Origin of the sequence: Marinobacterium sp. xm-d-530 (assembly GCF_013283365.1) — a bacterium.
In the GTDB taxonomy this organism is placed as follows: domain Bacteria; phylum Pseudomonadota; class Gammaproteobacteria; order Pseudomonadales; family Balneatricaceae; genus Marinobacterium_E.
The window spans coordinates 181,227-199,416 of sequence record NZ_WBYM01000003.1 but is presented as its reverse complement, the minus strand read 5'-3'; the positions used below and the strand labels follow the sequence as shown (position 1 = coordinate 199,416).

At 48.1% G+C, this 18,190-nt stretch carries 20 protein-coding genes, 1 tRNA gene and 1 pseudogene; 11 read left to right on the top strand and 11 right to left on the bottom strand.

The window, feature by feature from the left end:
• The first annotated feature begins 11 nt into the window (after positions 1-11).
• Genes XMD530_RS06280 through XMD530_RS06265 form a run of 4 tightly spaced genes read left to right on the top strand, consistent with a single transcriptional unit; the run spans position 12 to position 2,907 of the window.
• Complete coding sequence (locus tag XMD530_RS06280) at positions 12-629, top strand: diheme cytochrome c (protein ID WP_173481916.1); 618 nt, start codon at positions 12-14, stop codon at positions 627-629.
• 16 nt (positions 630-645) lie between these two features.
• The gene (locus XMD530_RS06275; protein ID WP_173506900.1) at positions 646-903 is read left to right on the top strand and encodes a PepSY domain-containing protein; all 258 of its coding nucleotides are present in this window, start codon (positions 646-648) and stop codon (positions 901-903) included.
• A 2-nt stretch (positions 904-905) separates the two neighbouring features.
• Positions 906-1,577: a response regulator transcription factor gene (locus XMD530_RS06270; protein WP_173481961.1), complete on the top strand. Its 672-nt coding sequence runs from the start codon at positions 906-908 to the stop codon at positions 1,575-1,577.
• A 1-nt stretch (position 1,578) separates the two neighbouring features.
• Complete coding sequence (locus XMD530_RS06265; RefSeq protein WP_173482614.1) at positions 1,579-2,907, top strand: sensor histidine kinase; 1,329 nt, start codon at positions 1,579-1,581, stop codon at positions 2,905-2,907.
• 84 nt (positions 2,908-2,991) lie between these two features.
• Here XMD530_RS06265 and XMD530_RS06260 read toward each other — a convergent pair.
• Both XMD530_RS06260 and pyrC read right to left on the bottom strand, forming a co-directional pair.
• Positions 2,992-3,068 (bottom strand) — tRNA-Arg (locus XMD530_RS06260).
• Positions 3,069-3,310: 242 nt separating this feature from the next.
• On the bottom strand, positions 3,311-4,345 hold the full coding sequence (pyrC, locus tag XMD530_RS06255; RefSeq protein ID WP_173484137.1) for a dihydroorotase: 1,035 nt from the start codon (positions 4,343-4,345) through the stop codon (positions 3,311-3,313).
• Between the two features lie 165 nt (positions 4,346-4,510).
• Between pyrC and XMD530_RS06250 the strand changes: the two genes are divergently transcribed.
• A complete protein-coding gene (locus XMD530_RS06250) occupies positions 4,511-4,726 on the top strand; it encodes a DUF2892 domain-containing protein (protein ID WP_173481920.1) in 216 nt (71 codons plus the stop codon).
• Between the two features lie 30 nt (positions 4,727-4,756).
• On the opposite strand, the gene XMD530_RS06245 is transcribed toward XMD530_RS06250, so the two are convergent.
• Both XMD530_RS06245 and XMD530_RS06240 read right to left on the bottom strand, forming a co-directional pair.
• Positions 4,757-5,632 (bottom strand): DMT family transporter, encoded by an 876-nt coding sequence (locus tag XMD530_RS06245; protein WP_173506899.1) that lies wholly within the window; start codon positions 5,630-5,632, stop codon positions 4,757-4,759.
• Positions 5,619-6,014 (bottom strand): nucleoside-diphosphate sugar epimerase/dehydratase, encoded by a 396-nt coding sequence (locus XMD530_RS06240; protein ID WP_173481922.1) that lies wholly within the window; start codon positions 6,012-6,014, stop codon positions 5,619-5,621. The genes XMD530_RS06245 and XMD530_RS06240 overlap by 14 nt, the downstream gene beginning before the upstream one ends.
• A gap of 102 nt (positions 6,015-6,116) precedes the next feature.
• Between XMD530_RS06240 and XMD530_RS06235 the strand changes: the two genes are divergently transcribed.
• Entirely contained in the window at positions 6,117-6,845 is a 729-nt protein-coding gene (locus tag XMD530_RS06235; protein WP_217362110.1) for an AzlC family ABC transporter permease, read from the top strand.
• Positions 6,842-7,162 carry an AzlD domain-containing protein gene (locus XMD530_RS06230; protein WP_173484136.1) on the top strand — a complete coding sequence of 107 codons (321 nt, stop codon included), beginning with the start codon at positions 6,842-6,844 and terminating at the stop codon, positions 7,160-7,162. The genes XMD530_RS06235 and XMD530_RS06230 overlap by 4 nt, the downstream gene beginning before the upstream one ends.
• On the opposite strand, the gene XMD530_RS06225 is transcribed toward XMD530_RS06230, so the two are convergent.
• Both XMD530_RS06225 and XMD530_RS06220 read right to left on the bottom strand, forming a co-directional pair.
• On the bottom strand, positions 7,131-8,867 hold the full coding sequence (locus XMD530_RS06225; protein WP_173506898.1) for a diguanylate cyclase: 1,737 nt from the start codon (positions 8,865-8,867) through the stop codon (positions 7,131-7,133). The two genes, XMD530_RS06230 and XMD530_RS06225, sit on opposite strands and share 32 nt — an antisense overlap.
• A gap of 9 nt (positions 8,868-8,876) precedes the next feature.
• A complete protein-coding gene (locus XMD530_RS06220) occupies positions 8,877-10,136 on the bottom strand; it encodes a PotD/PotF family extracellular solute-binding protein (RefSeq protein WP_254446195.1) in 1,260 nt (419 codons plus the stop codon).
• A 177-nt stretch (positions 10,137-10,313) separates the two neighbouring features.
• On the opposite strand from XMD530_RS06220, the pseudogene XMD530_RS11290 reads away from it, so the two are divergent.
• The 4 genes and pseudogenes from XMD530_RS11290 to XMD530_RS06205 all read left to right on the top strand — a co-directional run.
• A pseudogene (locus tag XMD530_RS11290) lies at positions 10,314-10,730 on the top strand (ATP-dependent zinc protease); the annotation flags it as partial.
• A gap of 75 nt (positions 10,731-10,805) precedes the next feature.
• Complete coding sequence (gene rimK / locus XMD530_RS11285) at positions 10,806-11,699, top strand: 30S ribosomal protein S6--L-glutamate ligase (RefSeq protein WP_217362114.1); 894 nt, start codon at positions 10,806-10,808, stop codon at positions 11,697-11,699.
• Positions 11,700-11,724: 25 nt separating this feature from the next.
• Complete coding sequence (locus XMD530_RS06210; protein WP_173488777.1) at positions 11,725-14,184, top strand: glycoside hydrolase family 3 protein; 2,460 nt, start codon at positions 11,725-11,727, stop codon at positions 14,182-14,184.
• Positions 14,185-14,301: 117 nt separating this feature from the next.
• Positions 14,302-14,727, top strand: a complete 426-nt coding sequence (locus XMD530_RS06205; protein ID WP_173488778.1) for a rhodanese-like domain-containing protein — start codon at positions 14,302-14,304, stop codon at positions 14,725-14,727.
• A 69-nt stretch (positions 14,728-14,796) separates the two neighbouring features.
• Here the strand turns inward: XMD530_RS06205 and XMD530_RS06200 are convergent, their stop codons facing one another.
• The 5 genes from XMD530_RS06200 to XMD530_RS06180 are packed head-to-tail and all read right to left on the bottom strand — an operon-like array spanning position 14,797 to position 18,184.
• Complete coding sequence (locus tag XMD530_RS06200; protein ID WP_173481928.1) at positions 14,797-15,177, bottom strand: rhodanese-like domain-containing protein; 381 nt, start codon at positions 15,175-15,177, stop codon at positions 14,797-14,799.
• A 10-nt stretch (positions 15,178-15,187) separates the two neighbouring features.
• Positions 15,188-15,880 (bottom strand): Crp/Fnr family transcriptional regulator, encoded by a 693-nt coding sequence (locus tag XMD530_RS06195; protein WP_173481929.1) that lies wholly within the window; start codon positions 15,878-15,880, stop codon positions 15,188-15,190.
• 17 nt (positions 15,881-15,897) lie between these two features.
• Positions 15,898-16,563 (bottom strand): cytochrome c, encoded by a 666-nt coding sequence (locus XMD530_RS06190; RefSeq protein ID WP_173482607.1) that lies wholly within the window; start codon positions 16,561-16,563, stop codon positions 15,898-15,900.
• Entirely contained in the window at positions 16,560-17,885 is a 1,326-nt protein-coding gene (locus XMD530_RS06185) for an NAD(P)/FAD-dependent oxidoreductase (RefSeq protein ID WP_217363692.1), read from the bottom strand. The genes XMD530_RS06190 and XMD530_RS06185 overlap by 4 nt, the downstream gene beginning before the upstream one ends.
• On the bottom strand, positions 17,882-18,184 hold the full coding sequence (locus tag XMD530_RS06180) for a cytochrome C (protein WP_173481931.1): 303 nt from the start codon (positions 18,182-18,184) through the stop codon (positions 17,882-17,884). Before XMD530_RS06180 ends, XMD530_RS06185 begins: the two co-directional genes overlap by 4 nt.
• Positions 18,185-18,190 lie beyond the last annotated feature (6 nt).

Below are 18,190 nucleotides of genomic sequence, written 5' to 3'. Positions count from 1 at the left end.
GAGATAGAAATATGAAACTTAGCATTAAAACGGTCCGTTGGATTTTGGGTACGACACTGCTTACTAGTGCTCTAGGGGTTGGAATGGTTGGTGTTGTTAATGTCGCCTTCGCTGATGAGGGCTGGAAAATCTTCGGTCAAGATGACGATGAGTACGGTGAGCGTCGAAATGGTGCTTTAAAACAGACAGATAATTCGCCAGCACGCCAGCTCTATATTGATGAGTGTGCAGACTGTCATATGGCCTATCCTACAGGATTTCTACCTGAGCGAAGTTGGCAGAAGATGATGGGTAATTTAGATAATCACTTTGGTGAAAATGCCGAGTTGGATCCTACATCACAACAAGCGATTACTCAGTATCTGGTTGATAATGCGGCTGAAAACAGTTCAAATCGAAGGGCACGTAAGTTTTTACGCAGCGTATCAGATAACGCTACACCACTGCGTATTACTGAGTTACGTTACTTTAAAAAGAAGCATGATGAGGTACCGGATCGTATGGTAACCGGTAATCCAGATGTTGGTAGTTTTAGCCAGTGTCAGGCTTGTCACGGGGATAGAGCAGAGCAGGGCTACTTTGATGACGACTCGGTCAATATTCCGAATCACGGCCGCTGGGATCATTAATCTCCTAGCACTTTCGTTGCCTTCTATTGCGGGAGATAACCTCTCACAGCGGGAGGCGAGGGAGTTGTTGGAGTCGGGTCATATCCTCTCACTTTCGGAACTACAGGACAGAAACGCACAGACATTTATCGGCAAAATCTTAGATCTTGAGCTAGAACGCAAAGATGGCAAATTGATCTATGAATTTGAGGTTCTCGGTGGTGACGGTGAGGTGCGTGAGTATTACATCGACGCAGCTTCGGGTGAGCTTCTTCAAGAGAAATTGGAGGATTAATGATGCGCCTACTGCTCATTGAAGATGACACCGAACTCATCGATCAATTAAAACCCCAATTGCAAAAAGCGGGCTTTGCAGTGGAGGTGGCCCGAGATGGAGTAGATGGCGAGTTTCTTGCTCAAGAAGAGTCATTTGACGGCATTATTCTCGACCTGGGGTTGCCTAAACGCCCAGGAATTGAGGTGCTATCTAACCTGAGAGGTGCGGGTATTGATACCCCCATTGTGATTCTTACGGCTCGCGACTCCTGGCAAGAGAAGGTGGATGGTCTTAAGCATGGTGCAGATGACTACCTTACTAAGCCTTTCCATTTTGAAGAGCTCCAAGCGCGTATAGAAGCGGTGATGCGCCGTAATCAAGGGCGTGCAGATAACACTTTAGTCTGTCAGGGCGTTTCTTTAAACGTTGATACCCAACAGGCAATTGATGCGTTAGGGCAGAGTATTTCATTGACCGGCAAAGAGTTTCGATTGCTGCGTTATCTGATTACTCATGCAGGAAAAATCGTATCTAAGACAGAGCTGAGTGAACATGTCTATGAAGAGGAGATGCTCAAAGATAGCAACGTGATCGAGGTCTACATCAACCGTCTTCGCCAATATTTTGGGAAAGAGTTCATTGAGACCAAACGTGGCCAGGGATACATCGTTCAGTTGGATGTGAGCGAATAAGATGTTTAAGCAGGGATACTCAATTGAGGCGCATCTCCAGTCTCGCTTAACTAAACTTCTGCTGCTTCTTGCTGTTCTGCTGTTAGTGCCCTTACATCTTACTGTTCGCTCGTTTGTTGATGACATTATCGAACAACGCCTTGGTCATGATGCAGAGACGATTATCACCGCTTTGAGTTTGGATACAAACAGTCAGTGGCAACTGCAACAAGAGCGTATCTCCTCTATTTATCAACGCGTAGAGTCTGGCCACTATTTCAAACTTCAGTCCGAGCAGTTTCAGGCACTCTCTCGCTCTCTTTGGGATCGCGAGCTTAATGTATCGTCAGTTGCCCCTGGCATTGTTGATATTGCGGTGATTATTAATGATGACCAGCGCTGGATGATTCTTACTCAAGGATTTAAAAAATCAGATGTCAATTTTACGCTTGCGGTTGCTGAGGATGTAACGGAGCTCTATCACAATCAGTGGCTGCTAGAACTGCTGCTATTTCTAATCATGGTGGTTGTTTTTGGGGTGGTCGTTTGGCTACAAAGGCGAATGGTTAAATCAGGTTTTGCTAGCCTAGAGCCAGTTCGGCAAGCGATTGAGGCTGGTGACATCAGTTCATCGATTCAATTCCCGGATCAACTTCCTCGAGAGATAGCGCCTTTAGCCTCTGCGCTCAATCGATTATTGGCTCGCTCAGCTGCGCAAATAGAGAGATCACGCACAGGTTTAGGCAATCTAGCTCATGAGCTGAAGCGGCCTATTCAGAAGTTGCGCTGGCTCTCCTCTGAACTAGATTCAAATGAAAACTCTGCCAAGGCAATAGCTCTAAGTGAAGAGTTTCAGCATTTGATGGACCGCGAACTTCGACGAGCTCGTATTTCAGGAACACCAACGCCCGGCAAACTGTTTGCTCCTTACGCTGACTTGACCCCTATGGTTGAGCTCTTTAAACGAATTTACCCCAGTAAGGAGTTACACCTAAAACAACTGCCCCGATATGAACTCCCCTATGATCGAGATGATATGCTCGAGCTTATTGGCAATTTGCTAGATAACGCCCTAAGGTATGCGACTTCAAAAGCTGAGTTATCGATAACCTACTCACGTGAAAATCACCGTTGGATTCTTTTAATAGAGGATGATGGAACAGGGGTGTCGCAAGAGAATATGATTCGACTAACTCAACGAGGCGTTCGTTTAGACGAAGATTCTGCAGTGTCAGGTTCAGGCCTTGGTATCGCCATCAGTAAAGCGGTAGTAGAGAGCTATTCGGGTAATTTAAGCTTTAGTGACGGATTGCTTGGTGGGCTTGGCGTTAAAGTCGAATTACCCATTTAAACGGATTGGTTTTGCTTGGTGAAGGTAGAGATGGCGCGCCCGGGATTACTCGGTCAATCCTGACCTCGGCCTTTCAGGTAAAGATGGCGCGCCCGGAGGGATTCGAACCCCCGACCAACAGGATCGGAACCTGCTACTCTATCCAGCTGAGCTACGGGCGCGTTGAGTTGTTGAATTGTATAGTGCTATCCATCATCGGGATAGACTCGTTGAATCGCTTAAGCGATTCAACGCCCCTTCGGGCGCTTACAGCGGTCCAAATTCTTGCCACAATTTGTCGAACCCCCGACCAACAGGATCTGAAGCTGTTACTTTATCTAGCCGGCCGGCGCTCCGGTGAGCTACGGGCGCTTTATCTTGAGGCGTGAATCTTACTGATACCGCCTCGCTTTGCAAGTGAGTTCTAGCTTTTCAGCTTCCACTGAACCTCACTTCCGGCCATGAATGGGATGATGGGGCGGCCATTCGGTAGAGTGATGCTCTCTGGTAGTGTCCAGGACTCTTTTAACAGTGTGATGGTGCCGCTGTTTTCCGGTAGGCCGTAAAATTTAGGGCCGTGTAGGCTCGCAAAACCCTCTAGTTTGTTCAGTGCCCCTAACTCATCAAACACTTGGGTGTATAGCTCAATGGCTGCCCAGGCGCTGTAACAGCCTGCACAGCCACAGGCGGTCTCTTTTTTAGCCTGTTCATGAGGTGCTGAGTCAGTGCCTAAGAAGAACTTATCTGACCCTGATGCAACGACATCACGTAGCGCTTGCTGGTGAATGTTGCGCTTTAAGACAGGTAAACAGTAGTTGTGTGGGCGAATACCACCCACTAACAAGTCATTTCGGTTCAGCATCAAATGTTGCGGTGTAATGGTGGCACCAATGTTTCCGCCCGCAGCAAGCACAAACTCAGCTGCGTCTTTAGTGGTGATGTGTTCAAATACAATTTTAAGCGTTGGGTACTTCTGAGTGATTGGACCCATGCGTTGATCGATGAACTCTTTTTCACGATCAAAAATATCAATATGCGAATCAGTGACCTCACCATGGACCAGTAGAAGCATGTTGTTCGCTTCCAGCGCAGCGAACACATCGGCTAAGCCATCGATGTTTGTTACTGCAGCATCCGAGTTTGTGGTCGCACCGGCAGGGTATAGCTTAACGGCTTTAATGCCCGCTTTAGCCGCTTCATTGATATCCTCAGCGGTGGTTCTGTCGGTGAGGTAAAGCGTCATTAAAGGCTCAAAGTTCGAACCCTCTGGTCGTGCAGCTAGAATGCGCTGTTTGTAGGCCTCTGCGTCAGCAGCGTTTCGAACCGGTGGTGCAAGGTTGGGCATGACAATCGCACGATCAAAACAGCGAGCGGTTGCTGCTACTGTCTCAGCAAGGATATCGCCATCACGAAAGTGAAGGTGCCAATCATCGGGTGTTTTGATGGTGATTTCGTTCATGGGATCGCCCACTCCTTAAAAATTTTCGATCTGAATATTTTACACGGTTTGGTTAGAGGTCGCTGTGCATTTTATAAATTAGTTGCTTGTTTAATTAGTAAAAACTAATATATAGAAATTGGTTCGAGTTGAACCACCTAATTTCAATTTTGAGAGGGACGGAACATGTCTGTAGAACGTATGGTATTTGCCTTTGCTGGCTTTATGGTTTTGTTGAGCTTGGCACTGGGCGTAGCGGCTAGCCCACTGTTTGTCAGTGAGTACTGGTTGTGGTTCACAGCCTTTGTTGGTGCGAACCTATTCCAAACAGCCTTTACTGGATTCTGCCCATTGGCAATTATCCTGAAGAAGCTAGGCGGTAAAGCGGGTACAGCGTTTTAAGTTCCGCTAAGTGATTGAAGAGCCGCTCTATTAAGCGGCTTTTTTGTTGCGTTCAAAACCTGCAATCAGTGACCCACCGACAATAGCCAGACAGGCCCAGGCAAGAGTCCAGCTCGGTTCCGCTAATCCAAACAGAACCAACAGCACGACCGAGATCAACGGTGCTGAATAGGCCAGTACCCCCAGCAGTTGAATATTGCCGTGCTTTACCCCGTAATCCCAACTGAAAAAGGCGATGCCGACTGGCCCCAGGCCAAGGCCAATCACTCCTATCCATTGAATCAGATTGGCTGGCATGACGGTTGTCTCCCAGGCGAGGTGACAGAAGAAGGCCAATACCGCTGTGGCACCACAAAACCAGCCAGCCGCATCGGTCGGTACATTGGCGGCCAAACGGCTGGTGACAGAAAAGCTAGACCAGATTAGAGCACAGGCTAGGGCGATTAGATAGCCTGACGTGTATTGCGGTTCGAAGGCGTCACTGCCACCCCCAATCAATAACCAACAGCCCGCTAGAGCTGATAGAGCGCCGACTAGATGCGCCCATCTAAAACGGTGGCCTGGAAGTAGGGTAGAGAATAGAACAATCAGTAGGGGCCAAAGGTAGGCTAATAGACTGACCTGCACAGCCGGCGCTTTCGACATCGCTAAAAAGTAGCAGAAGTGGTAACCAAAATAGCCACTTACGCCTAATAGCCAGACAGGCTTTTTCTGTTTTGCGTAACGGACACCCCAGTGACCCTCTTTACGCCATTTGGTAAGCATCAGTAGAAAAGCAATGGCGAAGGTCATCGACATTAATTGAAAGGGTGGGATCTGGTTATCCGTTAACCGAGTTAACAGAGCCAAGGCACCCCAGAGCGCTATGGCTGAAAAACCAATCAGTGTCGCGTTACTTCTGTTCATATGAGTCCAGCGTTGAAGAGATCGTATTCAGTTGTTCTTCCAAACTCAGGTTTGGGTCCATTTGGACAGTGGGTATGTTCATTGAGCTAAGTTGCTTAACGCATTCATCAGGCAGCAGCTCAGATCTTTGGTTGAATGTAACCACAGCTTGAACATGATGTCGCTGAGCCAGTGCTTCTATTTCGCTTGGATATCGAAGCGGGGCTCCAAGCATCTCGGTTTTATGGCTCCATGGCTCATCATCGACAAAGGCTATTATTTTTCCACCTCTCTCAATCAGTGCTTGGGCGAGTTGATGTTCTACAAAATCGATACCCACGATAATGAAACTTGAGCCTCGCCATTTTGAATTGCGAAATGCATTCAGGATTTTGTCGAGCACTTAGCTCCTCTTTTTACTTGTTGTCGCGTTGGCTAAAGATCACAATAGTGGACCTAACTGAAACACTATTCTCACTTTTTCCGTCCCATAAGGAAACCTCTGTTGTTTGGTCGTAATAAGCTATTTTGGCAAGGCGCTAGGCGTGGTTTTATCTCGTCGCTCCCTTTCTATATCGTCATGGTTCCATTTGGCACACTGTTTGGGCTTTTAGCCACAGAAGCAGGTTTAAATGTGCTTCAAGTGATGGGGTTTAGCTTTGCGGTCTTAGCAGGCGCTGCGCAAATTACAGCCGTGACACTTATGGAGGAGAATGCCCCTACCGTCATTATTCTAGCCACCTCGCTTGCGGTGAACCTGAGGATGGGCATGTACTCAGCTGCCCTAGTGCCACTGATTGGGAAAGCGAAACTCTGGCAGAGAGTCCTAGCAAGCTATTGGATTTTTGATCAGTCATACGCTGTGACAGCGCTAGAGCACAATAAAAACCCCAACCTTTCGTTGGATGAGCGGTTAGGTGTCTTTTTTGGGGTTGCGATTCCGGTCTCCTCTCTATGGTATCTCGGCACTTATCTTGGAGCGGTGGTGGGCAATCAAATTCCATCCGAATTAGGGCTAGAATTTGCGGTCCCCGTCACCTTTTTAGCCTTGGTTGCACCACTTTTAAGAAGTATTCCACACCTACTTGCAGCATTTACCTCAGTCCTGTTTACCTTGTTATTTGCAGATTTCCCATTCAGTTCAGGACTTTTGGTGGCCGGAGTCATGGCGTTGGCGGTGGGCTATCTATCGGAAGTTTGGCTTGAAAAGCGCCGTTCGAAGGAGGCTGTATGATTCACTCTGATCTGTATGTTTGGATGATCATAGCGGGCTTAAGTCTGGGCAGCTTTGCGATTCGTTTCTCTTTCTTAGGGCTAATTGGTGATCGTCAACTTCCCAAACCGGTTGAGCGAGCTTTGGGCTATACATCGGTGGCTATTTTGCCGGGTATAGCTATGCCTATGGTGTTAAGTAGCAGCAGCGGAGAGTTAGAGCCGACTCGACTGATCGCTGCGTGTTTAACCTTGTTGGTTGGCGCTTGGACGCGAAGCCTACTCTACTCATTACTAGCAGGAATACTCAGCTACTCCCTTCTGATGGCGGTTTTGTAGAACAGATGCCTAATTGGTTTCGCCCGCTATCTTTAGATCGATACAGCGCTTTGTCTGCCTGATTTAAGAGCTCTTCGCCACTCATGAATTCTGTATCAGGTGTCCAGGTGCAACAGCCCAAACTCACCGTGACACAACCAATGGGTGATGCACGATGCGGAATGTTTTTCGATTCAATCTCTTTACGCAGTTTTTCAGCAAGCGCTTGTGCCGCTGGTGCAGGCGTGTCGAAAAGGAGAGCAACAAACTCTTCTCCACCGTAACGAGCGACGGTATCAGTAGAGCGATGAAATATATGACTCATCGCTTGGGTGACACGTTGAATACAGGTATCGCCCGCCTGATGGCCGTAGGTATCGTTGTACGCTTTGAAGTAATCGATATCTAAGATAATAACCGATAGTGGAAGGGCGCTGCGTCGGGCACGATTAAAGTTTTCGACCAAGCTTGCATCGAGGAAGCGTCGGTTATAGATCTGCGTAAGTCCATCTTTTACTGATAGATCTTTTAATCGGTGATTCGCTTTCTCGAGCTCTTTGGTTCGTTGTTTGACCTTCTCATCGAGTTGCGAACTGAGCTCTTGGTACTTATCGAGCAACTTCTGTGTGTTTTCGTTGGCCTCCCTAAATGCCTCTGCTGAAACAGCCAGGGCCGCTATCTCGTCTTTAGAGTGGTAAGTTGGGATGGGTACTTTTCGCTCGCCATTGGATAGTCGATCAAAAATCTCTCTCAGTCTGGCAATGGGTCTCTCTATACTTCTGCCGACGACCATTCCGATAATGACCGTCATCAAGATGAAGAGAATGCAGAGTGCAATTAGCTGCTGTGATAAAGAACTGACTATGCTTGAAGATTGTTCTTGAGTGCTGCTTAGGGCCTGCCTGAACTCTTGAGTTAATTTCTCAGAAAGATATTTAATTTCATAACTCTCGGCCGCCATGACAACATTAATTAAAAAGAGATAGTTTCGGGTGGTTTGAACACCCTCATTGAATGTTGAGTAACCACGAGCCAATGAGTCATGGATGATATCTAAACGGGTGATTTGTGGGGGGTAGCTCTCTAGAATGTAGAGATCTTCTATCAACCCCATTACGTGTTGATAGTACTCATCCACCAGTTCCAGCTCGGCTGGGTTGAGTGACTCAAAATATTGCCCCATGTGTTTTTCGATGATTAATAGGTCTCGCCAAATATTGTTGCTAATCGCTAAAGAGCCGGCCGATATGGTCTGCTTTTGATAGGCTTCGATTAGAGCGCCCCAACTATTCGTGACACTGGGAAGTGTTGTCTTTACAAGCTGTTGTCGGCGCGATCGCTGAGTTTTAGCTGCCTTAAACGCCTTTTGAAAAGTATGAAGATGTTCATCCACTCGTTTTATGATCGGTTTGGCTGTTTCGCTCTCTAATGACGAGAGCGTTGATAGCTCGTACAGTGCAGATCGGTAGGCATTGTCGACAGAGTCGGCTGCTTGGGTCTGACCAACTCTTAAAAAGGTTTCAGCGCGGCTCTGCATCTCGGCTGCATGAAAACCTAATTGCGTTGCATGTTTTAAATTGCTCGATAGATCGTTTTGTTGATCAAACTGTTTGTTAAGGGTTGTGAGCCCGATAAAAGCAATAATCCCCAGCGCAAGGGTAATCAGCCCCATTAAAAAATAACCGGTGTAAATTCGAGTGGTAAAAGGAACTCTTTGAGCAGGCATTCAACTCCCCTAACTCAGCACAAATTCTTTCCATTTGGGCAGTGTATAGTCATAGGTGTCCATGACACTGTTCCAAACGGCAACATTGCTGAAGCGTTGTTCGTAGGATCCGCCCGTTCTTATGGAACCTTCCGCTACTGAAATCGAGCCATCTGTCCCTTTTAGCGATGTAGCGGCGGGTTTGCCCGCGTACCAATAGTCCCACTCCTCTGGGCTCATAAACTGTTTAGAGCGTTCTGGGTTGGAGATGTAATACCCCTGCCTTGCAATAAAGGCTCCTGGGTAACCCGATAACCACCAATTCATAAATTGGTAAGCTGCGTCCTCTTGCTCGCCCCGCGTTTGGCTGGAGAGACACATGACCCCATGCCATGCTCGATAGCCCTCTTTCGGCGCAGCGTAAATGCACGGGATCCCTTGCCCTTGGAGTGCAGAAGCACCGGGACTGAACATGCTCTCAATGATGACTTCGTTGTTCGCCATCAACTCAACGGAGTGGGGGACGGATGACCATACCCCCCTGAAATGGCCGCGTTTTTTGTAATCAATTGCGATCTCAAACAGCTGATCGATCTCACTGATACTCATGTTACCTATGTCATTAAAGGTCATAAGTCCTTTTGCTTGAGCGGCTAAGGCTAAATCAAATATGCCGATCGTGGGTTCGTTCACAATGGCGACCTTACCGGAATAGTTATCGTTTAAGAGCCAGCCCCAGCTCTCTGTGATGTAGGGTTCGCCAACATCAATGTAGCGTGAGTCATAGCCAAAGGAGTCGGTGTTGTGCACATAGGGTAGGAAACTAACGTTTTGGCTAGGCTCACGGCCTAAAGTTTTATCCTTCTGTACATAGAGAATACGGTGTGGTGCATCGCCGCGGCCGATCTTGGCGCCCTCCGAAATCTGACCGTTTTTCGAGAGGTTATTGATCTCATTCCAGTACTGAATTCGTTGTGTATCGATTGATTGAATCGCACCGGCATTCCATAGAACTCTTATGGAGTTTGACCACTGCTCATACAGATCAAATGAGGAGGGGTTGGTTGTTGCGCGCATGAGTACTTCAGCACTACCGCCTGGGTAGAACTGAATATTAATCCAGAGCTCTTTTTCGGCACGCAGACGTAGCTCTTCCTGCAGGGTAACGTGAGTTCCCATGACACGAATAGTCGGGCGAGCATTCTCTGCTTTTAAAATCGCAGGGAAGCCCCCAATTGCTGCAGGCAGTGCAATACCCGCAGCGTTTTTAATAAATTGCCTACGTCGCAATTTACAACTCCTGAATTCAGTAACTTAACTCTATCTCCTTCAATATAGACCTATTTTTTGAAAGTGGTATTAAATATGGCTAAAAAATATACAGATAAAGGCTGAGTATTTTTCACCAATCGTTGCTATAAAAAGCTACGTGATTGGGGATTTATGAGCTATGGTTCGCCCCATTAAATGGAGAACATTATGGACAAACTGATCGTTGGTTCTGAGGAGTGGTGTGGCCTTCCTCTATTGGGCCTGCCCGCTGTTAAAGCTCGTGTCGATTCGGGGGCAAAAACCTCATCACTGCATGCGTTTAACATTCGTAAATTCACTCGTAATCGAGACACTTGGGTCTCTTTCGAGATCCACCCTCTGCAAAAAAATGATGAGCTAGTTGTTCGTTGTGAAGCTCAGGTAGTTGATCGCCGTACTGTAAAGTCATCAAGCGGAACAGCCGAGAGACGTTACGTTGTAAAAACCAACATTACCCTGGCAGATCAAACGTTTGAGGCTGAGTTAACACTCACTAACCGTGATTCTATGGGTTATAGAATGTTGCTGGGTCGTGAAGCGATGTCAGGTCGCATGATCGTTGATCCTGAAGGTAGTTGTCTGCAGGGTGAGCGCACCATTACTGAGTGTAATCAGATGTACGGTGTGAACCCAACAGCTCGCACTGCTCTGAAAATTGGTGTGTTGGCTAGCAATCCGGATCTCTACTCAAACCGTCGTTTGATTGAGGCGGGTGAGGCGCGCGGACATGAGATGGTCTTCTTGAACATCAAACAGTGTTACATGAAGATGGATGCTGATAATCCAGAGGTTCACTACCGTGGTGGCGCTATCCTGAACGATTTTGATGCCATCATTCCTAGAATTAGACCTTCAATGACGTTTTATGGCTGTGCACTGGCTCGTCACTTTGAGAGTCTTGGCGTCTATGTTCAGAATACGGCAGAGGCGATCACAAGTTCGCGTGACAAACTCTTCTCGCTGCAACTGCTGCAGAAGTCGGGTTTGGATATTCCTACAACAGGCTTTGCCAATTCACCGATGGATACCAATGACCTCATTGAGATGGTCGGCGGTGCACCTTTGATCGTAAAGCTACTCGAAGGCTCGCAAGGTCGTGGAGTTGTGTTGGCCGAAACGGGTAAAGCAGCTGAGTCGGTAATCAACGCGTTTAAAGCGCTTCGAGCTAACTTGTTGGTACAAGAGTTTGTCAAAGAGGCGGATGGCAAAGATCTACGCTGTTTTGTCATTGACGGCAAAGTAGTCGCTTCGATTATGCGTACTGCGGCACCAGGCGAGTTCCGTGCAAACATACACCAAGGCGGTTCGGCCTCTTCGGTTCGCATTTCAGCAGAAGAGCGCAAGCTAGCGATTAAAGCGGCTAAAACCCTAGGTCTGAAGGTGGCGGGTGTTGATATCATCCGTTCTCGCAAAGGCCCTCTTCTATTGGAGGTTAACTCATCCCCAGGTTTAGAGGGTATTGAGGGGGCTTCCGGTAAGGATGTTGCGGGCGCTATGATCACCGCTATTGAGAAACGTTTTGCACGACGTTTAAAAGGGTAAAACCAATAAATAAAAGGGAGAGGTGATGGCTGACCGACAGACGGCTGAGGTACTGGTTGATTCGATGAGTTTGAGAGAGCAAATCTCTCTACTGTCCGGTGAAGATGTTTGGTCAGTTAATGCTATCCCTAGACTAGGAATCCATAAGCTGCGTGTCACTGATGGACCTAATGGTGCACGTGGTGGTGGTTCTCTATTTGGCGGTGTGACGGCAGCCTGCTTCCCCGTTGGTATTGCCTTAGGCGCAACCTGGAACCGAGCCCTGCTTGCGAAGGTGGGTGGCGCTATTGCTGATGAAGTTAAATCTAAATCGGCACACGTGCTGCTTGGTCCGACCATCAATATTCAACGATCTGTGACTAATGGCCGTAACTTTGAGTGCTATTCAGAAGATCCTGAGCTAACCGCTGCACTGGCGGTCTCATACATCCGAGGGCTTCAAAGCGCAGGGGTTGCTGCCACACCCAAGCATTTCATCGGAAATGAATCTGAAATTGAGCGCACAACGGTCAGTTCCGATATTGATGAGCGCACACTGCGCGAGATCTACCTTCGCCCCTTTGAAGCTGCCATTAAAGAGGCGGGTACTTGGGCTATTATGGGCTCATACAACAAGATTAATGGTACCTATGCCGCCGAAAATCACTGGTTATTGACAGAAATTCTTCGCAACGAGTGGGGCTATGACGGCATTGTGATGTCCGATTGGTTTGGTTCTAGAACAACGGCACCAACCATTAATGCGGGTTTAGATTTAGAGATGCCAGGGCCAACCCGAGACCGCGGTGACACATTGCTCAACGCCGTGGATCGCGGTGAAGTGCCTGTTGAACAGGTTCGTCAGCTGGCCGTTAACATGGTTCAGTTGATGGAGCGTTGCGGTGCTATTAATGATGCTTCGCCGTTCAAAGAGATTGCCGATAATCGCCCTGAACACCAGCAGCTGATCAGACGTGCCGGTGTTGAGGCTAGTGTGCTGCTTAAGAACACTGGCTTGCTACCCCTGTCTACTGACCTAAAGAGCGTTGCGGTAATTGGGCCTAATGCCATCGAGGCTCAGATCATGGGCGGTGGCTCCTCGATGCTTAATCCCCACTATTCAGTTTCACCTATGCAGGGATTAACAAACCTTCTGGGTGGCGATGCTATTCATTATGCACAGGGGTGTACTAATCATCGCTGGGAGCCCCTGGTCAACCAAAAGATACGAGTCGATTACTTCGCTAATCGAGATCTTTCGGGTGAGGTGGTTTTCACTGAAGAGGTTGATGAGAGCCAGAGTTTCATTCTGCCCCCTGTTGCGAATGGACTGGTCGATCAACACGCATTTTCTCTGCGAGCGAGTGTTGATTATATAGCAACGGTGACGGGCGATTTTAATATTGGCCTTCACAGTGCAGGCCTTGCCAAGTTCTATGTGAATGGCGAGTTGGTGATCAATGTGTGGGATCACTGGCAGAAAGGTCGAACCTTCTTCGAGGAGGGATGTGATGAGGTCGTTGCCAGTTATCGATTCGAGGAAGGTAAAACCTATACCCTTGAGATGGAGTTTGCTACCAAGGATACGGACAATCTCGACCTTGCCGCTTGGCGCTTTGGTCTATCAAAACCCTTAGGGGATGAGGCAATACAAGCTGCGGTAGAACTAGCAAAAAGTGCCGAAGTAGCCATCCTGTTTGTTGGTCGATCCGGTCAATGGGATACGGAAGGAAGTGACCTTGAAGGCATTAAACTCCCTGGACGTCAGGATGAGTTGGTCGCAGCCGTGGCCAGTGCTAACCCTAACACCCTAGTGGTATTGCAAACGGGTGGACCGGTTGAAATGCCTTGGGTAGATCAAGTATCTGGCATATTGCAGGCTTGGTACCCAGGACAGGAGTGTGGCAATGCGATTGCCGATGTTTTATTCGGCAAACAAGATCCCTCCGGCCGTTTGCCTCAGACCTTCCCAGTCAAGTTGGAAGATAATCCTACCTACACCGATGACCCACTGGTCTACCCTGGACGAGACGGCCATGTGCTTTATCGTGAAGGCGTGTTTATCGGCTATCGTCACTATCAGGCCAACAAGATTGAGCCGCTATTCCCCTTCGGATTTGGCCTCAGTTACAGTGATTACCAACTCGAAAATCTAAGTTGTCGAAAGGTGGCTAATGATTATGTCGAATTGAAGGTGAGTGTTAACAATATTGGTCAGCGACAGGGTCAGACCGTTGTTCAGATTTACTGTGGTGAAGTTAACTCTGACATTGAACGTCCAGAACTCGAGTTGGCCGACTTTGAGAAGCTGGAACTGAAAGCTGGAGAGAGTGCTGATCTAACATTTCATCTACCTCTTCGTCGTTTTGCATACTTTGATATCAAAACAGGTATGTGGACGGTTGCGGAAGGTGACTATCGAGTGCGGGCTAGTTTCCATGCCAAGGACCCAGGTTGTGAAGCGGTGATTAATTTGTCAGCCAAGACGCTCTGTCCATCAGCCTGATGCACTAACGTTATAGAGAGACTTTTATTTGTGGCAAAAGAGTCTAAATGAATCACTGAGTTTTACAGGTTGTGTCGTTACAATGCAGCCAATTGATAATTTTAAGAGTAGGGTTTAATGATGCGTGCCTTAATGACCTCGTTGGTTACGATTTTATTCACATTTAATATGTCTGCTGCGGTTGCCAACGAAGAGGCGATTGAAGCGATGAACGACTACATGGCTTTTCAAGAGTATGAGTCGGGTATTATGGTCCCTCAGCAGATTGATCAAGTCGTATTTGAAGCATCAACCTTTATCGATACTCGTGATGCAGAGCAGTTCGCAGAAGCGACTATTCCGGGTGCGATCAACATTGAGTGGCGCCAGGTGTTGGATCGCATCGACGAAATTCCAGAGACTGGCAAGGTGATTCTGTTCTGTAATACAGGTTCTCTCTCAGCACAGGCTACTTTTGCACTGCGTGTCGCGGGACGAGAAAATGTTGTGGTTCTGCAGTCTGGTTTTATTGGCTGGCAACAAAACGCCGCCTATAAACCCTAGTCAGTAAATCAAAAATAAAAACGGCGCTTTTGAACGCCGTTTTTGATTCTTAGGGTGTGGCTCTTGTGATTAACCGAACTCAGGCAAGTTCTGGGTCACAACCGGCTTACCTGCCTCTACCCATCCGTCGTAACCGCCGGCAATGGATGTGACATTCAGGTAGCCCATCTCGGCAAGAGATGCAGCGGCAAGAGCAGCACGACCACTGGTCTTACAGTAGATCACGATGTTGGTGTCACGCGACTCTAGAGCCGGCATGCCACCGATTTTAAACTCGAGAAGACCACGCGGAATATTGATAGCACCACTTAGATGGCCCTGTTCATATTCGGCCGGTTCACGCACATCAATAACGATCTCAGCGTCGTGAATGGCACCATCGGCATCTGCAACGCTGACCTCTTTAATGGTCGCCTTTGCGGCCATGACTAGATCTTGTGCTGTCTTCATTGGAACTCCTTTAGCTGTTCGCTATTTCCTGCAGAGCATCTCTGTCAGATATCGTTAACAAGTTCTTTGATTCGCTAATAATGCCTTGGCGTTTCCACTCCGCGGTATGGCGTGAAATGGTCTCGATGGTTAAGCCGAGATACTGAGCGAGATCTCTTCGACTGATCGGGAAGCTGACCGCTTCTGCAGTCTCACCCACCCATTGAAGCAGGAACCAAGCCAAACGAGGTTTGGATTTGAGTAGACCTACCTGGGTTAGGTGATCTTCTGTTTTCATCACCTGCTGCAGTGCACGTTCAATAATGGCTTGGTTGATGGCGCCACTCTGATCACGCAGGTGGTTCAACTTCTCAACCGAAAGCTGGCAGAGCTCGATCGGTTCCAGCGCCTCGGCTGTGTGCATATAGGTGCCACTGCTGATCAGCTTTTCATAGCCAAAGAGATCGCCAGGACGAACTAAGCGAACAATCTGAGCATTGCCCTCATTGTTGAATTTAGTCAGTTTGATATGGCCGGCTCGAAGAGTGTAGATCAGTCCGAGACTCTCGCCCTCATTGTAGATAATGTCGCCCGTCTCAAATTTAATGACACGCGTCTGAAAATCTTCAATCAGCGAAAGCTCGGACTCTTTTAGACATCCAAACAGACTCGACGGCCTAATCGGGCAGGTTAAACAGTGCCCTTGACCAACCAGTGTTCCCATACTCAACGCTCTTATAGTTAATTAGTTCCACTATAATAGTTGGCTAATGAGTCAATTTCACTACTTGTGAGTCTTTGACTTGCTTGTCGCATGACAGAATAGAGATCAGAGTCACGATCACCACTGCGATACATCTCTAACGCACGCTTCAAAGTCTCGGCAGTTTGGCCCGCAATAGCAGGGGTTCCCTTAATACCACCTTGGCCGCTAAGGCCATGACAAGAGGCACAGGCAGTAATCAGTCGATCTTTATCACCCTCGGTTACCAGTGCCGGTGCTGACTGTTGCGCTAGGGTCGGTGCGGGTAGCGATGCGTAGTAGGCTGCAATATCTGACATATCCTGTTCTGACATTAGGTCAGCGACGGCCGTCATGATGTTAGCTCGGTTATCCTCGCTTCGCGCGCCGGACTGATAGTCCAACAGCATCTTGTAAGTGTAGCTCTCCAGCTGTCCTGCAACGGCTGGCCAACGGTTAGTCGGTGGTAGCCCCTCTTTACCGTGACAGGAGCTGCACATCATAGAGTCATTCAGCGCCTTACCACGAGATATATCACCAGTAGGTCTTGAGCTTGTTGCCAAGCGAAGCGAATGAGAAGTCCACTCAGTTGCTTGTGTGACCTGATCTGATGCATAACTTGTTGTGGCTGCTAAAAGAAGGCCTGAAAGTATTAACTTTTTCATGCGAAAGAGTCCTCCGTGAAGGATTTCATCCATGCTTGCTGGTAAACAGCAGCAAGACGATGTTTTGTCTCACTGACATCCAGTGTTTGGAAACCAGGTCTCGGCAGGTTAGCTATCTTTCCATCACGCATTCCGTAGACGCCGATTACCATGAATCCATAATCTTTACCGGCTAGTGCGTAACAGGTGTTTTCCCAAGAGGGCTCCTCAACTGGACGCCCTGCAAATAGATTGATGATGGCATACGCTGCGACTTTGGCCTCATTGTTGGCTGCAAAGCCAGATTTAGGGAGAGGGCTAGCGGATGCTGAATCCCCTAGCACGTGGATATTGGCCACTAGCTTAGATTCAAAAGTATAAGGGTCTACGGGGCACCATCCTGATTGATCGGTTAGTCCGAAAGTTGTGGCAATCTTGCCCGCTTTCATCGGCGGCACAACATTGATGACATCAGCTTTAATGAAGCCTTGCTCTGTTTCAACTTGCATCTTTGCTGCGTCAATCGACAGTGGTCGACCACCGTCAACTTCACGAATCCAATCGATCATGCCAGCTTCACTGTGCTGTTTGAGTGTTGGCATACCCGCTTGAAGATCTTCAGGGACGTTGTAACCATACATTCGGTTCCAGCCCAGACGCATGTCAGGGCCCGTTACGAAATCATTTTTTGGATCGGTAATGATTACTTTTCCGGTTGGATTGTATTTCTGCATCCACTCTGCAACCAGCGCGCCTCGCTCATATGGCCCAGGTGGACAACGATAAGGGTTAGGCGGAGCTACGATCAGAAAGGTGCCACCCTGACGCATGTTTTTGATCTGGTCACGTAACAGAGCAGTCTGTGATCCCGGAATCCAGCCAGAAGGTGCTTTAGTCTCTGCTATCTCCCGAGAATAGCCGTCTAGGCGCTCGTACAGCAGCTCTATACCAGGTGAGACAACTAAACGATCATATGGGAAGTTTGCTCCCGAAGCGGTTGTGACAATGCGTTTATCGGCATCCAGTCCAACTGCTTTATCGATCACAACGTTGACGCCGTATTTGATTCTTAAAGCATCATAGCTGACCTCGAGATCAGACATATCAATGTGTCCATTGAGCACTTCAGAGGATCCGTACGGGCGAATGTAAATTGGATTTTGCTCAATTATGGTGACCTCAATTTGAGGTGCCTTCATCTTCATATATTTAGCGAAGGTTGCACCGCCGACACCGCCACCAATAACGACAACTTTACCGGTTGCAGCGTGCGCATTTAGTGGCAGCAGACCTGCTGCACCAGCAGTCAAAGCCATGCCAAGGAAGTCTCTACGTGAAATCATTGTTCACCTCCAACTTCAAGTGATTCAAAGTATTTACCCATTGCTGCGATCTCATCGTCACTGTATGCAAGAGCAAGACCTCTCATCAGAGTAGAGTCGCGTTCACCTGTCCGGAAATCCAACATGGTTTTAACAAAGGTCTCGGCACTCATTCCTGCTAACGGCATGAACGCTGAATTTTCAACCTGTCCATTGGTGCCGTGGCACACAGCGCAGGGGTTCGCCATAATTTCCGCTCGCTCATCGGCAAAAGCTGAAGTGGATAGGAGTAGGGCGCTTAAAATCATTACTTTTTTCATCGTCAT